This is a genomic window from Klebsiella sp. JB_Kp031 (assembly GCF_040064295.1).
Classification (GTDB): domain Bacteria; phylum Pseudomonadota; class Gammaproteobacteria; order Enterobacterales; family Enterobacteriaceae; genus Klebsiella; species Klebsiella quasipneumoniae.
On sequence record NZ_JBEAJW010000038.1, the window covers coordinates 255,066 to 270,242 of the forward strand.

Annotated in this window: 9 protein-coding genes; 1 reads left to right on the plus strand and 8 read right to left on the minus strand. The window is 61.7% G+C overall.

Going from position 1 to position 15,177, the window contains the following annotated elements:
• The first annotated feature begins 4 nt into the window (after nt 1-4).
• Nucleotides 5-778 (plus strand): ABC transporter ATP-binding protein, encoded by a 774-nt coding sequence (locus tag ABLV64_RS18395; protein WP_117129898.1) that lies wholly within the window; start codon nt 5-7, stop codon nt 776-778.
• Between the two features lie 241 nt (nt 779-1,019).
• On the opposite strand, the gene yegS is transcribed toward ABLV64_RS18395, so the two are convergent.
• The 8 genes from yegS to ABLV64_RS18435 all read right to left on the minus strand — a co-directional run bounded on the left by yegS (nt 1,020) and on the right by ABLV64_RS18435 (nt 14,905).
• Nucleotides 1,020-1,916: a lipid kinase YegS gene (gene yegS, locus ABLV64_RS18400; protein ID WP_017899357.1), complete on the minus strand. Its 897-nt coding sequence runs from the start codon at nt 1,914-1,916 to the stop codon at nt 1,020-1,022.
• Nucleotides 1,917-2,158: 242 nt separating this feature from the next.
• On the minus strand, nt 2,159-3,520 hold the full coding sequence (gene yegQ, locus ABLV64_RS18405; RefSeq protein ID WP_017899358.1) for a tRNA 5-hydroxyuridine modification protein YegQ: 1,362 nt from the start codon (nt 3,518-3,520) through the stop codon (nt 2,159-2,161).
• Between the two features lie 317 nt (nt 3,521-3,837).
• Nucleotides 3,838-4,560, minus strand: coding sequence for a two-component system response regulator BaeR (gene baeR / locus ABLV64_RS18410; protein ID WP_048325120.1), 723 nt, complete (start codon nt 4,558-4,560; stop codon nt 3,838-3,840).
• Nucleotides 4,557-6,053 carry a two-component system sensor histidine kinase BaeS gene (baeS, locus tag ABLV64_RS18415; RefSeq protein WP_048295157.1) on the minus strand — a complete coding sequence of 499 codons (1,497 nt, stop codon included), beginning with the start codon at nt 6,051-6,053 and terminating at the stop codon, nt 4,557-4,559. Before baeS ends, baeR begins: the two co-directional genes overlap by 4 nt.
• Nucleotides 6,050-7,465 (minus strand): MFS transporter, encoded by a 1,416-nt coding sequence (locus tag ABLV64_RS18420; protein ID WP_043520380.1) that lies wholly within the window; start codon nt 7,463-7,465, stop codon nt 6,050-6,052. The genes baeS and ABLV64_RS18420 overlap by 4 nt, the downstream gene beginning before the upstream one ends.
• 1 nt (nt 7,466) lies before the next feature.
• On the minus strand, nt 7,467-10,544 hold the full coding sequence (gene mdtC / locus ABLV64_RS18425; RefSeq protein WP_048295156.1) for a multidrug efflux RND transporter permease subunit MdtC: 3,078 nt from the start codon (nt 10,542-10,544) through the stop codon (nt 7,467-7,469).
• A complete protein-coding gene (locus ABLV64_RS18430) occupies nt 10,545-13,667 on the minus strand; it encodes an MdtB/MuxB family multidrug efflux RND transporter permease subunit (RefSeq protein WP_017899361.1) in 3,123 nt (1,040 codons plus the stop codon).
• Nucleotides 13,667-14,905, minus strand: a complete 1,239-nt coding sequence (locus ABLV64_RS18435) for an MdtA/MuxA family multidrug efflux RND transporter periplasmic adaptor subunit (RefSeq protein WP_004201552.1) — start codon at nt 14,903-14,905, stop codon at nt 13,667-13,669. Before ABLV64_RS18435 ends, ABLV64_RS18430 begins: the two co-directional genes overlap by 1 nt.
• Nucleotides 14,906-15,177 lie beyond the last annotated feature (272 nt).

Genomic DNA, 15,177 nt, shown 5'->3' on the forward strand with positions numbered 1-15,177 from the left:
GATAATGATTGAAGTTCAACATCTCAACCTCGCGTTTGGCGAGGGGGAGAAGCGTAACCAGGTGCTGTATGACGTCAGTTTCCACGTTAAGCCCGGCGAGATCTACGGTCTGGTAGGAGAGTCCGGTTCCGGTAAAACGACGGTGCTCAAGTGCCTGGCGGGGCTGTTTACCCACTGGCAGGGGGAACTGACCATCGATGCTCAGCCCTTAGGGCATGAAATTAGCCGCGAGCGCTGCCGTCAGGTGCAGATGGTATTTCAGGACCCCTACGGATCGCTGCATCCCCGTCACACCATTGGCGATATCCTCGAAGAGCCGCTGCAGATCCATCGTATCAACGACCGCGACCGGCGGATCAATGTGCTGCTGGATAAAGTTGGCCTCAACCGCGCCTTTCGCGAGCGCTATCCGCATCAGCTCTCCGGCGGGCAGCGGCAGCGCGTGGCGATAGCCAGAGCGCTGATTCTTGAGCCTCAGGTGCTGCTGCTGGATGAGCCGACGTCGGCGCTGGATGTGTCGGTGCAGGCTGAGATCCTTAACCTGCTGGCAGAATTGCAGCGGGAGGCTAAGCTCACTTACCTGATGGTCACCCACGATCTTGGGGTTATTGCCCACTTATGCCAGAAAGTGGCGGTGATGCAGTACGGGAAGATCCTCGAAACCCTGACGGTCGATGCGCTGGTCAGCGGCCAGGCGCAGACGGCCTATACGCAGATGCTGGTTAACGCCAGTCGGCAATATACGCGCGAAATGGCGCGTGAGGTGGCGAAATACTAAGCTTTATGGCGCATTGTCTCACGGCAGATGCGCCCATTTTAATAGGTAACTATTTGATGTTATAGGTTTTTTTGTGGTTGTGGATATCGTCTATTAATGCAAGCGCGTTGTTTGGATCGATATCCTGCCTAGGTTTTTCCTGCAGCCGCAGGTGCCGTTTTACCTTAACATTCAGAGGCTCAATCAACGAACCCGGCTGCTGTATACCAGCCGGGCACCGTCTTTGCTTTGCGAAGCCTGATCAGCGTAGCAGCGGGCAGTCGGGCGGCAGCCGGCAGCGCAGGGCCGCCGGTAACAGCTCCATACGGAAGGTTTTGCCACTGAGCGGCTCGCCGTCGAGGTTAAACGTCATCTCATGGGGGGCGGTGATCTCAAACCAGGAGGAGACGCCGTCGACAATATTCGGCGAGTTTTCCGGATTCGCCAGGGTGCTGAAGAGGGCAGGGATCAGCTCTTCGCCGGTGAAAATGCGCAGATGCAGCAGACCATCGTTAATCAACGCCTCCGGACATAGCTGCTGGCCGCCGCCCGCCTGGCGGCCGTTGCCGATGCCGATGACCAGCGCATCGCCCTGCCAGTGAAAGTTCTCCCCGCGGATCTCGCAGCGGTCCGGCTTCAGGGTATCCATGCGCATCAGGCCGTGGATTAAATAAGAGACACCGCCAAGCGCGGCTTTAAGCTTTTCCGGCGTTTCGGTGGTGATCCGGGTGCCGAACCCGCCGGTCGCCATATTAATAAAGCCGGTCTTATCATTAACCCGGGCGATATCTATCGGCACATCGCGACCGACGATCGCCAGCTTGAGGGCGCTGGCCAGATCCTGTGGAATACCGACGCTGGTGGCGAAGTCGTTGGCCGTGCCCAGCGGTAAAATCCCCAGCGCCATGTTGCTGCCGCGCTCCACCAGCGCGGTCGCCACTTCATTAATCGTGCCGTCGCCGCCGCCGGCGATCACCGTTTCAACGTTCAGCTGCAGGGCTTCATCGATAAACCGCGCGGCATCGCCCTTTTCCCAGGTCACGCGGACGTGAATATCAATCCCTTCATCGCGTAACAGGTTAACCGCTTCGCGTAGCTGCGGTTCATTGGCACCTTTGCCGTTAAGGATCAGTAAGCTGGCAGGAAACGTAGACATCATCAAGGGAACCTTTATTGCTCAATGTTGCATAAAGTGTACCGCATGACGCAAGTGAAGGCCGGAAGAGAGGCAAAAAAATAAGCCCGCGTAAGGGAGATTACGCAGGCTAAGGAGGTGGTTCCTGGTACAACTAGCATTTATGGGTTATGTTTTTCAGCGAAATGGATGATACCTGTTTCGATCGAAACGGTATGTGATCCGATTCTAATATCCTTACATCGTGAAAAAATAACGCAAATTAACTAGTTACCGTGCGGGTTTCTGGTTGTCTGACCAGTAAAGTTGCGCATCAGCAGCGCATACTGCAGGGGCAGGTCGTCCGGCACAGGCAACCATACGGTATAGCCGTCGCCCGGGGCCACCGGCATGGCTTCGCCTTTGCCATTTACCATATGCTCGAGGGTGAAGTTGACGTTACCCTGCGGAGTCATCAGTTCAAGGCTGTCGCCAACGCTGAACTTATTTTTGACCGCCACTGCCGCCAGCGGGCCGTTCCGCTCCCCGGTGAATTCGCCGACAAACTGCTGGCGTTCGGAGAGGGAGTAGCCATATTCGTAGTTCTGGTAATCGTCATGGGTATGGCGGCGCAGGAAGCCTTCGGTGTACCCGCGATGGGCCAGCCCCTCAAGGGTTTCCAGCAGGCTGGTATCGAACGGTTTGCCGGCGGCGGCATCATCGATCGCCTTGCGGTAAACCTGGGCGGTGCGCGCGCAGTAGTAGAAGGATTTGGTGCGGCCTTCGATCTTCAGCGAGTGAACGCCCATCTGGGTCAGACGCTCAACGTGGGCGATAGCCCGCAGATCTTTCGAGTTCATGATGTAGGTGCCGTGCTCATCTTCGAAGGCGGTCATGTACTCGCCCGGACGTTTGGCTTCCTCGATCATAAAGACTTTATCGGTCGGCGCGCCAATGCCGAGGGTTGGCTCCACGGTCTGCACCGGAATCGGCTCATATTTGTGAACGATGTTGCCGACGTCGTCCTCTTTACCTTCCGCCACGTTGTATTCCCAGCGGCAGGCGTTGGTGCAGGTTCCCTGATTCGGGTCGCGCTTGTTGATATACCCGGAGAGCAGGCAGCGGCCGGAGTAGGCCATGCACAGCGCGCCGTGGACGAAAATCTCAATTTCCATCTCCGGCACCTGGCGGCGGATCTCTTCGATTTCATCCAGCGACAGTTCACGCGACAGGATCACGCGGGTGAGGCCCATCTGCTGCCAGAATTTGACCGTCGCCCAGTTGACGGCGTTGGCCTGCACCGAAAGATGGATCGGCATATCCGGAAAGTTTTCCCGCACCAGCATGATTAAACCCGGATCGGACATGATCAGCGCGTCCGGACCCATCTCCACCACCGGCTTCAGATCGCGAATAAACGTTTTCAGCTTGGCGTTATGCGGGGCGATGTTGACCACCACATAGAATTTTTTACCCAACGCGTGGGCTTCATTGATGCCGAGCTGCAGATTTTCGTGATTGAATTCGTTGTTACGCACGCGCAGCGAGTAGCGCGGCTGGCCGGCATAAACGGCATCGGCGCCATAGGCGAAAGCGTAACGCATATTCTTCAGCGTTCCCGCCGGGGAAAGGAGTTCTGGTTTAAACATGGTGTTCTCGTTCTGATGACAGGTCAGATTCGCCGCACCTGGTGCGGCGAGTTGGGGAGTGTCCCCACATTAAGGGCGGGCATTGTAGCGCCGCGGCGAAGGGGAGTAAATATCAGATGGGTATCTTTCAGTATGGCTAATTTGTTTGCCATTTTGAACCTGGGCAGTGCTCACACTGACAGCGCTCATAACGCCTGGTGGGATAGACTCTATGGAGTTTCCCGGGTTGCGGCGTAAACGCCTTACCCGGGCTACGGATTGCAGAGGGCGGTGGACTTGTAGCCCGGCTAAGCGCAGCGCGAGCCGGGAAAGGCTCACTACGCCAGCCGGCAGGCGTCGGCTTCCCAGCGGTAGCCAACCCCGTACACGGCGCGGATGAACGACTGTTCGGCGTCCAGCGCCTCCAGCTTGCGCCGCAGGTTCTTGATGTGGCTGTCGATGGTGCGGTCGGTGACTACCCGATAGTCGTCATACAGATGGTTGAGTAGCTGTTCGCGGGAGAACACTTTGCCCGGCTCCTGGGAGAGGGTTTTCAGCAGCCGAAACTCGGCGGGGGTGAGGTCCAGCAGCTTGTCGCGCCACGAGGCCTGAAAACGGCCCTCGTCGACAATCAGCGGACTCTGCGCGTCCAGCGCCTGCAGGTCGCGCTGCGGCTTGCAGCGGCGGAGAATGGTTTTCACCCGGGCGACCACTTCCCGCGGGCTGTAAGGCTTGCAGATATAGTCGTCGGCGCCAATCTCCAGCCCCAGCAGGCGGTCGATCTCTTCGATTTTCGCCGTCACCATCACCACCGGAACGTCGGAGAAGCGGCGAATTTCGCGGCACAGCGTCAGGCCGTCGGTACCGGGCAGCATCAGATCCAGCAGGATCAGGTGCGGCGGAGTCTGCCGAACGTAGGGCAGGACCCTGTCGCCATGGTTAATCAGCGTAGGCGCATAGCCGGCGGCCTGCAGATAATCAATCAGCAGCTGGCCGAGCTTGGGTTCATCTTCCACGATAAGAATGCGCGGGGTGTTTTCATCTACAGGCAATTCAGTCATACGTCTCTCGGTAAATCATGTTCCAGAGGTAACTCAACTTTAATGCTAACCCCGCCAAAAGGCGAATGGTCGGCACGCAGGGTGCCGCCGTGGGCCGCTACGATATTGAGGCAAATCGCCAGCCCAAGGCCGGAGCCGCCGCTGGCGCGGTTGCGCGATCCTTCTGCCCGGTAAAAGCGCTCGCACAGGCGGGCCAGCTGCTCATCGCTGACGCCGGGGGCGCTGTCGGCGAAGTCGATCACCAGCATCCGTCCGCTGCGGCGGGCGGTGATGTGCAGGCTGCCGCCGCTGTCGGTATAGCGCAGGCTGTTTTCCAGCAGATTGTTAAAGAGCTGCATCAGGCGGTCGCGGTCGCCGAAGATCATCGCCTGCTCCGGGAGCGACACCTGGATGCTCAGCTGCCGGCCGGCGAAGCGCTCGCGAAAAGCGCCTGCAGCTACCTCCAGCAGGGTGATGATATCCAGCGAGGTTTTCTGGTAGGCCAGCGCTCCCTCATCGGACATCGACAGCTGATGGAGATCGTCCACCAGCTTGGTGAGGGTGGCCACTTCAGCCTGCAGAGAGGGAATGGATTCAGGGGTAAAACGCCGGACCCCGTCCTGAATCGCCTCCAGCTCGCCGCGCAGCACCGCCAGCGGGGTACGCAGTTCATGGGAGATATCGGCCATCAGATCGCGACGCATCTGCTGGTTGCGCTCCAGGGTGCTGGCGAGCTGGTTAAAATCCTGCGCCAGGCGGCCGAGCTCATCGCCGCCGGTCACCGTCACGCGGGTGGAAAAGTCGCCCGCCGCCAGCTTATGGGTGCCTTCCACCAGCCGTTTCACCGGCGCCAGCAGGCCGCGGGCCAGCGGGAAGGTGGCCAGCGCGGCAAGCAGGGTGGCGAGGGCGACAATCAGCCAGCTGGTGCGCTTCTGCTGCCGGTCGAAGTTAATGTCGGTATTGCGGGTTAGCCGCTCCACCGGCGAGGCGATCACTCTGCCTACCTCCACGCCGTTGACCATAATGCTGCGCTGGCTGCCGTCCTCCGGTACGCGCTCGCGGGGGCCCACCAGCACCCGGCCAGACTGATCAACCACCCAGAACATGGTGCGCCAGCCGTGGGGCGGCATTTCCGGCCTCGGGCGCGGGCCGTCAGGGGGACCATCCGGCGGCGGCCCATCGGGACCGGCGCCCGGCGCGTCCATCGCCCCCGGCTTCATGGCGTGCCCCGGCGGCGAGCGGTCGTCATTATCCCGTTCGAAGGTGCGCAGCAGCTGGAAGATAAAGCGGTCATTGTTGCGCAGAAACGCCCAGCTGCCGTGCTGGGCATACTGCTCGCTCAGCGCGTCGCTAAGCATGGTTAACCGCTGCTCATTGCCGCGCTTGATGTAATCGATAAACCCGCGTTCGAAACTGATGCGCACCGCCCAGTGCATGCTGATCAGCAGCACGATGCAGGTGGCGAAAATAGCGAGGAACAGCTTGCCGGTAATGCCCGGGCGCCAAAATTTCACGATCCACTCCTGTTGCGTCGACGGATGACGGTATTGCTGCCGACGTCATCCGGTACCCGGGAAAAGATGAGCGCCGGCAGGGCGATGATCGCCGCCATGCTCAGATAGGTATAGAGAAAGACCTGATGGGTGCCGGCGGCGTCGAGGCTCAGATGCTGCTGGCCGTACAGCCCCAGCAGCAGCCCGGCGATGGTCACGCCAATACTCATCGACAGCTGCATCACCATCGACAGCAGGCTGTTGCCGCTGCTGGCCAGATCGTCCGGGAGATCTTTCAGGGTCAGGGTATTCATCGACGAGAAGCGGCTGGCGTTGATCATTCCCTGCAGAAACAGGATCAGCGGCAGCGCGTAATACCAGCCCGCCAGGGCGCTAAACATAAACAGCAGGCTGACCGCCGCCAGCCCCAGAGTGCTGGCGACCAGCACCCGACGGTAGCCGAAGCGGTTGACCACCTGGACCACGATCCGCTTCATCCCCATGCTGCCGAGCACCATCGGGATCATCATCAGCCCGGCGTGGAAGGGGCTAAAACCGAGGCCGATCTGCAGAAACACCGGGGTCATAAACGGCAGCATGCCGCTGCCGATGCGCCCGGCGAAGCTGCCGCCGAGGCCAAGGGAGAAGGTGCGGTTGCGAAACAGGTTAAGGCTGAACAGCGCCCGGGCGTTACCGCGGGCGTGCCACAGGTAGAGCAGCAGGGCGGCGAGGCCAACGGCCACCAGTCCCGCCAGCCAGGCGGGGGAAATGCCGAGCCCTTTCTGGCCATCCAGCGCCAGGGTCAGGGTCGCCATCCCGGCCGCCAGCAGCACAAAGCCGGCGAGATCGAAGCGTCGGGTCTGCATGGTGTAGTTGGGCATCAGGCAGAGGGTGGCGATGGCGCCGACGATCCCCACCGGGATGTTAATGAGGAAGATCCAGTGCCAGGAGGCGTACTCCACCAGTACCCCGCCCAGCGCCGGGCCGAGCAGCGGGCCGACCTGGCCCGGCAGGGTAACGAAGGTCATCGCCGCCATGTACTGATCGCGCGGGACGATCTTCATCACCGTCAGGCGACCGACCGGCACCATCATCGCGCCGCCGATACCCTGCAGCACCCGCGCCATCACCAGCTGGTCAAGGGTGCTGGCCTGGGCGCAAAACAGCGATCCAGCGGTAAACAGCACGATGGCGGTAAAGAAAATATTGCGCACCCCGACCCGGTCGGCCAGCCAGCCGCTGGCCGGCAGCATCACCGCCACCGTCAGGACATAGGAGACGATGATCATATGCATATGCAGCGGACTCTCCCCAAGGCTTTTGGCCATCGAGGGGAGGGCGGTGTTGACGATGGTGGTGTCCAGCGACTGCATAAAGAAGCCGAACGCCACTATCCATAGCTGCCAGCGCACGCTGGCCGGAAGGTCTGTCATCTTATTCGCTTACCGGTTGAGTGGAATGACGCGAAAAACGCAGCCGCAAACGGTCAAAGAAAAGATAGACCACCGGCGTGGTGTAGAGCGTTAACAGCTGGCTCATCACCAGACCGCCGACGATAGTGATCCCCAGCGGCTGGCGCAGTTCGGAGCCGTCGCCGCCGGAGAGCACCAGCGGCAGGGCGCCGAACAGCGCGGCGAGGGTGGTCATCATAATCGGCCGGAAACGCAGCAGGCAGGCCTGGAAAATCGCCTCTTCCGGCGTCAGGTTGCCGGTGCGCTGCGCCTCAAGGGCAAAATCAACCATCATGATGGCGTTTTTCTTCACGATGCCAATTAATAACATGATCCCGATAAGGGCGATTAGGCTGAACGGGGCATCGAATATCTCCAGCGCCAGCAGCGCGCCCACCCCGGCGGAGGGTAGCGTCGAAAGGATGGTCAACGGATGTACATAGCTCTCGTAGAGCATCCCCAGCACGATATAGACCGTGGCAATGGCCGCGAGGATCAGGATCACCTGCGCGTTCATGGTCTGCTGGAACACCTGAGCGGTACCGGCAAAGGAGCCACGTACGGTGGACGGCACCCCGAGCTGGGTCATCGCGCGGTTAATCGCCTCGCTGGCTTCCGACAGCGAGCGGCCGGTGGGCAGGTTAAAGGAGATTGTGGACGCCGCCGACAGCCCCTGGTGGTTCACCGACAGCGGGGCGTTGGCCGGCTGCCATTTGGCGAAGTAGGCCAGCGGGATCGGCTTACCCTCGCTGTTGATGACAAACATCTTATCCAGGGCGCTGACGTCCTGGGTGTAGGCCGGATCCACCTCCATCACCACCTTGTACTGGTTAAGCGGCTGGTAGATGGTGGAGATCTGCCGCTGGCCGAAGGCGTTGTTCAGCAGGTTGTTGGCGTCCTGAACGCTGATGCCGAGGCGCGACATGGTATCCCGGTCATAGACCAGGTCCATTTCGGCGCCATTGTCCTGCTGATCCGAGTTGACGTCCGCCAGCTCAGGCAGCGCCGCCAGCGCTTTGCGGATCTTCGGCTCCCACTCGCGCAGCGCCGACAGGTCATCGGACAGCAGGGTGTACTGATAGCTGGCGTTCGACTGCCGGCCACCGACGCGGATATCCTGCACCGCCATCAGGAACAGGTTAGCCCCGGGCTCGTTGGCCAGCTTTTTGCGCAGCCGGTCAATCACCTGCTGCGCCGTCTCGTGGCGCTGGTCGCGCGGCTTGAGGGTGATAAACATCATCCCGCTGTTGACCCGCGAGCCGCCGGTAAATCCGGTGACGTTATCCACTGCCGGATCTTCGCGAATGATTTTCATAAAGTCCTGCAGCTTGCCGCGCATCGCCTGGAAGGAGATGCTCTGGTCGGCCTGAATGCCGCCCATCAGCACGCCGGTGTCCTGCTCCGGGAAGAAGGTTTTCGGGATCGAGATATAGAGCCAGACGTTGAGGGCAATGGTGCCCAGCACCACCAGGCCGGTCAGGCGGCTGTGCTTCAGCACCCATTTTAACGATTTACCATAGCCGCCCTGTACGGCCACCAGCAGGCGGCCAAAGCCGCGGTTGCGCGTCGGCTGGTGGGGTTTGCCGCTTTTTAGCAGCCAGCCGCACATCATCGGCGTCAGGGTGAGGGAGACCGCCAGCGAGATGCCGATCGCCACCGACAGGGTGACGGCGAACTCGCGCAGCAGGCGGCCCGGCAGGCCGCCCATCAGCAGCAGCGGCAGAAACACCGCCACCAGCGACAAGCTCATCGACAGGACGGTAAAGCCGACCTCGCGGCTTCCCTGCAGCGCCGCCTGCAGCGGTTTCATCCCCGCCTCCAGATGGCGGGAGATATTCTCCAGCACCACGATGGCGTCATCCACCACGAAGCCGGTGGCGATAGTCAGGGCCATCAGCGACAGGTTATTGAGGCTGAAACCGCATAAGTACATCGCGGCGAAGGTGCCGATTAAGGAAACCGGAACGGCGACGGCGGGGATCAGCGTGGCGCGTCCGGAGCGCAGGAACAGGAACACCACCAGGATCACCAGCGCCACCGAAATCACCAGCGTCTGCTCCACCTCCTCCAGCGAGGCGCGGATGGTCGGCGAGCGATCCTGGGCGATCTGCAGGTCGATGGCCGCCGGGATGGTCTGCTGTAGCTCCGGCAGGCGGGCGCGGATGCTGTCCACCGTCTGAATGATATTGGCTTCCGGCAGTTTGCGGATCATCAGCAGGATCGCCGGCTTGGCGTTGGTCATCCCGGCGTTGCGCACGTCCTGCACCGAATCTGAGACGGTGGCAACATCCCCCAGCCGCACAGCGGCGCCATTCTGGTAGTGGACGATCAGCGGCTGATAGTCGGCGGCGGTCTTCAGCTCATCGTTGGTATGCACCTGCCAGCGGTGGGCGCTGTCCTCCAGCGCCCCCTGCGGCTTGCGCACGTTGGCGTCGCTGATGGCGGTGCGCACCGCGTCCAGCGACACGCCCTGGTTGAACAGCGCCTGCGGGTTGAGGTCGACGCGCACCGCCGGCAGGGAGCTGCCGCCGACGTCGACATCGCCGACGCCGTCAATCTGCGCGATGGTCTGCGCCAGCTGGGTGGAGGCGAAATCATACAGCTCACCCTGGGAGTAGGTGTCGGAGGTCAGCGTCAGGATCATGATCGGCGCATCCGACGGGTTGGCTTTGCGGTAGGTCGGCCGGCTGGGCATCCCGCTCGGCAGCAGACTTTGCGCGGCGTTGATCGCTGCCTGGACATCGCGCGCCGCGCCGTTGATATCGCGGTCGAAGTTAAACTCGAGAATGATGCGGGTGCTGCCGAGTGAACTGGAGGAGGTCATCTCATTGACCCCGGCAATCCGCCCCAGGGAGCGCTCCAGCGGGGTGGCCACCGACGAGGCCATGGTCTCCGGCGAGGCCCCCGGCAGCGAGGCGCTGACCATAATCACCGGGAAATCGACCTGCGGCAGCGGGGCCACCGGCAGCAGCCGGAAGCCGAGAATGCCGCACAGGGTGATGGCCAGCGAGATGAGGATCGTCGCCACCGGGCGGTAAATGAAGAGGGCGAAAAACTTCACTTACGCCTCCTCTTCCTGACGCGGGAAGCGGCGCTTCAGGTGCAGCGACAGGCGGTCGAACAGCAGATAGATCACCGGGGTGGTGAACAGGGTCAGCACCTGGCTGAGCATCAGGCCGCCAACCATGCCGATCCCCAGCGGACGCCGCAGCTCCGCGCCGACGCCGGTGCTCAGCATCAGCGGCAGGGCGCCGAGCAGGGCGGCGAGGGTGGTCATCAGGATCGGTCGGAAGCGGAGCAGACAGGCCTGGTAGATCGCCTCTCGCGGCGGCATGCCCTGCTCGCGCTCGGCGGCCAGCGCGAAGTCGATCATCATGATGGCGTTCTTCTTCACGATGCCGATCAGCAGAATGATGCCGATGATGGCGATCACGTCCAGCTCGCTGCCCGCCAGCCACAGCGCCAGCAGCGCCCCGACCCCCGCGGTGGGCAGAGTGGAGAGAATGGTGATCGGATGGATAAAGCTCTCATACAGCACCCCCAGGACGATATACATCGCCACCACTGCGGCCACGACCAGCCAGACGGTGCTGCCCAGCGCCGACTGGAAGGCCAGCGAGCTGCCCTGGAACTGAGTGCGAATATCGCTCGGGAAATCCAGCGACTGTTCGGCGGTGAGGATAGCCTCTACCGCTTCGCCCAGCGAGTAGTTGTCCGGCACGTTAAACGAGATGGTGGTCACCGGGAACTGATCGAGGTGGTTCACCGACAGCGGGGTAAAGCGCTGCTCCACCGTGGCGATGGCGGTCAGCGGCACGATGCCGCCGTCGCTGCTGGTCAGGCGGATATTATCCAGCGCCGCCAGGCCCGGGGTCGCCTCGGTATCCTGCTCAAGCACCACGCGATACTGATTCGCCTGGGTGTAAATGGTGGAGATCAGCCGCTGGCCGAAGGCGTTGTACAGCGCGTTATCGACATCGGCCATCGAGATGCCGAGGCGGCTGGCGCTGTCGCGATCCACCTTGATATAGGCGGCCAGGCCTTTGTCCTGCCAGTCGCTGCTGACGTCGGCCAGCTGCGGCTGAGCCTGCAGGCGACTGAGCAGCGGCGGCACCCAGGTGCTCAACGCCTCGAGGGAGTTCGCTTGCAGAGTGAACTGGTACTGGGTGCGGCTCACCGTGGTGTCGATGGTCAGATCCTGGGTCGGCTGCAGATAGAGCGCCACGCCCGGGACGCCGGCCACCGCCTGCTGCAGACGGCTAATCACCGTCTGGACGCGGTCGTCGCGTTCATCCAGCGGCTTGAGGTTGATCTGCAGGCGGGCGCTGTTCAGCGCCGGGTTGGTGCCGTCGACGCCGACGAACGAGGTCAGGCTCTCCACCGCCGGATCCTTGAGAATAATGTCGGAAACCTGCTGCTGGCGCTGGGCCATGCTGGCGAAGGAGACCGACTGCGGCGCCTGGAGGGTGCCCTGGATAATGCCGTTATCCTGGATCGGGAAAAAGCCTTTCGGGATAAAGACCCACAGGAGGATCGACAGCGCCAGGGTGCTCAGGGCGACGCCGAGCGTCAGCCAAGGATGGTTCAGCACCCGGCTCAGCCAGCGGCCATAGACGGCGATCACCCGGTCAAAGAAGCGCTCGCTGGCCCGCGAGAAGCGGTTCTGCTTACGCAGCGATTCGTGGCTTAACATGCGGGCGCACATCATCGGCGTCAGGGTCAGGGAGACCACCGCCGAGATCAGGATGGCGACGGCGAGGGTAACGGCGAATTCGCGGAACAGGCGGCCAACGATATCGCCCATAAACAGCAGAGGGATCAGCACCGCGATCAGCGAGAAGGTGAGGGAGATGATGGTGAAGCCGATTTCTCCCGCGCCTTTCAGCGCAGCGGCCAGCGGCTTCTCGCCTTTCTCGATATAGCGCGAGATGTTCTCGATCACCACGATGGCGTCATCCACCACAAAGCCGGTGGCGATGGTCAGGGCCATCAGCGTCAGGTTGTTGATCGAGAAGTCGAGGAATACCATCACCGCGAAGGTGCCCACCAGCGACAGCGGCACCGCGACGCCGGGAATAATGGTCGCTGGCACGTTGCGCAGGAACAGGTAGATGATCATCACCACCAGGGCGATGGCCAGCATCAGCTCAAACTGGGTGTCGCGCACCGAGGCGCGAATGTTGGTGGTCCGGTCGGAGAGAACCTGCACCTTCACCGATTTCGGCAGGCTCTCGGTGAGCTGCGGCAGCATCTGGCGAATGCTGTCGGCGGTGTCGATGATGTTGGCCCCCGGCTGGCGCTGGACGTTCATCACGATCGCCCGCTGCTGGTTGGCCCACGCCCCGAGCCAGCTGTTTTCGGCCCCTTGTTCGACGCTGGCGACATCGCCGAGCCGGATCGGTGCCCCGTTCTGATAAGCGATAATCAGGCGGCGGTAATCCTCAGCGGACTGCATCTGATCGTTAGCGGAAAGCGTTACCGCGCGGGCCGGGCCGTCGAGGCTGCCTTTCGCCGAGTTAACGTTGGCGCTGGTGATGGCGGTGCGCACGGTTTCGCTGGTCAGGCCGAGGGCGGCGATGGCCTGGGCGTTAAGCTTCACCCGCACCGCCGGGCGCTGGCCGCCGGCGAGGGTCACCAGACCGACGCCGGAAACCTGAGAGATCTTCTGCGCCACCCGCGTCTCCACCATATCCTCTACCTGGGTCATCGGGATCGCGGAGGAGGTAACGGCGAGGGTCATGATCGGCGGATCCGCCGGGTTCACCTTGCTGTAGACCGGCGGGTTGGGCAGATCGTTCGGCAGCAGGTTGGTGGCGGCGTTAATGGCCGCCTGCACTTCCTGCTCGGCAACGTCCAGCGGCAGGGTCAGCTGGAACTGGAGCGTGACGACCGAGGCGCCGCCGGAACTTTGCGATGACATCTGCTTAAGCCCGGACATCTGGCCGAACTGGCGCTCCAGCGGGGCGGTGATGGCGGAGGTCACCACGTCCGGGCTGGCGCCCGGATAGAGGGTGACTACCTGAATGGTCGGGTAATCCACCTCCGGTAACGCGGAGACCGGCAGAAAGCGGTAGCCGATGATCCCGGCTAACAGGATCGCCACCATCAGCAGAGTGGTGGCCACCGGACGCATAATAAACAGCCGGGACGGGCCGCCGGTGCGGCCTGGGGGTAACACCTGCATCAGGAACGCGCTCCGTGTTTACCGCTCTGGCGCGGGGCGGGCTGCGCCTGCTCGCTGCCGCTGGCGGTGACAACTTCCACTTTCGCCCCTTCGGTCAGGCGGTCAATCCCGTCGGTGACCACGCGATCCCCGGCGGAAAGCCCGGCGCTGATGACTACTTTCTGGCTGTCCTGGATCCCCGGGGTGACGCTGTGTTTGCTGACCTTATTCTCATCGTTCAGCACCCATACAAAATGCCCTTCGTTGCCCATCTGCAGGGCGGCGGCAGGAATGACTACCGCGTTCTGCTGGGTGTCCACCAGCAGGCGGGCGTTAACGAACTGGTTGGGAAACAGGGCGTCGTCCAGATTGCTGAAGCGCGCCTTCAGCTTGATGGTCCCGGTGGTCGCATCGATCTGGTTGTCGAGGCTCAGCAGCTCCCCGACGCTGATTTTCTGCTTATTGGTACGGTCCCAGGCTTCGACGCTGAGCGCTTTACCCGCTTTCTGCGCCTGCACCACCGTGGCGATGCTGTTTTCCGGCAGGGTAAAGACCACGTCGATCGGATGCGTCTGGGTGAGAACCACAATCCCGGTGGTATCCCCGCTGGAAATTTGGTTGCCGATATCGACCTGCTTTAAGCCGACGCGGCCGTCGATCGGCGCGGTAATGCGCGTCCAGTCGAGCTGCAGCTGGGCGCTGGCGACGGCTGCTTCATCGGCTTTTACGGTGCCAGCGGATTCCACCACCAGCGACTGCTGGGTGTCGAGCTCCTGGCGGGAGACGAGATTGGTTTTCACCAGCTGCTGGTAACGGGCGAGATCGCGGCGGGCATTCGCCAGAGTGGCGTTATCTTTCGCCAGCTGACCCTGCGCCTGGGCGAGGGCGACTTTAAACTGGCTGGGATCGATCTGCGCCAGCAGATCGCCGGCTTTGACCTGCTGACCCTCCTGGAAGTGAAGGCTAAGCAGCTGGCCGTCGACCCGGCTGCGCACGGTGACGGTATTGGCTGCCGTCACGGTACCCAGCCCGGTGAGATAGCGCGGGACCGCTTGTTCGGTCGCGGTGGCGGCCTGCACCGGCGCCAGCGCGCCGCCAAAGCGGCCATGGCGCGCGCCACCCGGCCCCTGCGGACCCTGCCCGGCGGCGGGCGTCCCGCTGCCGCTCGTTCCACGATCGTGCCAGAACCAGTAGGCGGCCCCGGCGATAATCACTACCGCCAGCGCGGCGCCCCAACGACGTATGTTACTGCCTTTCATTAGTTTACGGTCTCATCCTGAAGCGTTTCGCTGAATGATACTAGTTTAGTGAGGGAAGGGGCCGTAAAAATGGAGGAATTATGAAAAGAAGGTTGAGAAATGTCTGGATAACGGCCGCGACGCCGGGCGTTCTCGCCGCTGATTTCCGGTGTGATATCAACTTTTAGTTTAAAAAAGCAAAAAATAGTTGTATCCGCGGGGGCTTTAATTAGATTTATGCGGTGAATAAATCAGTGCATTCTCATAATAATAAAATATGCACTTAAAAATCA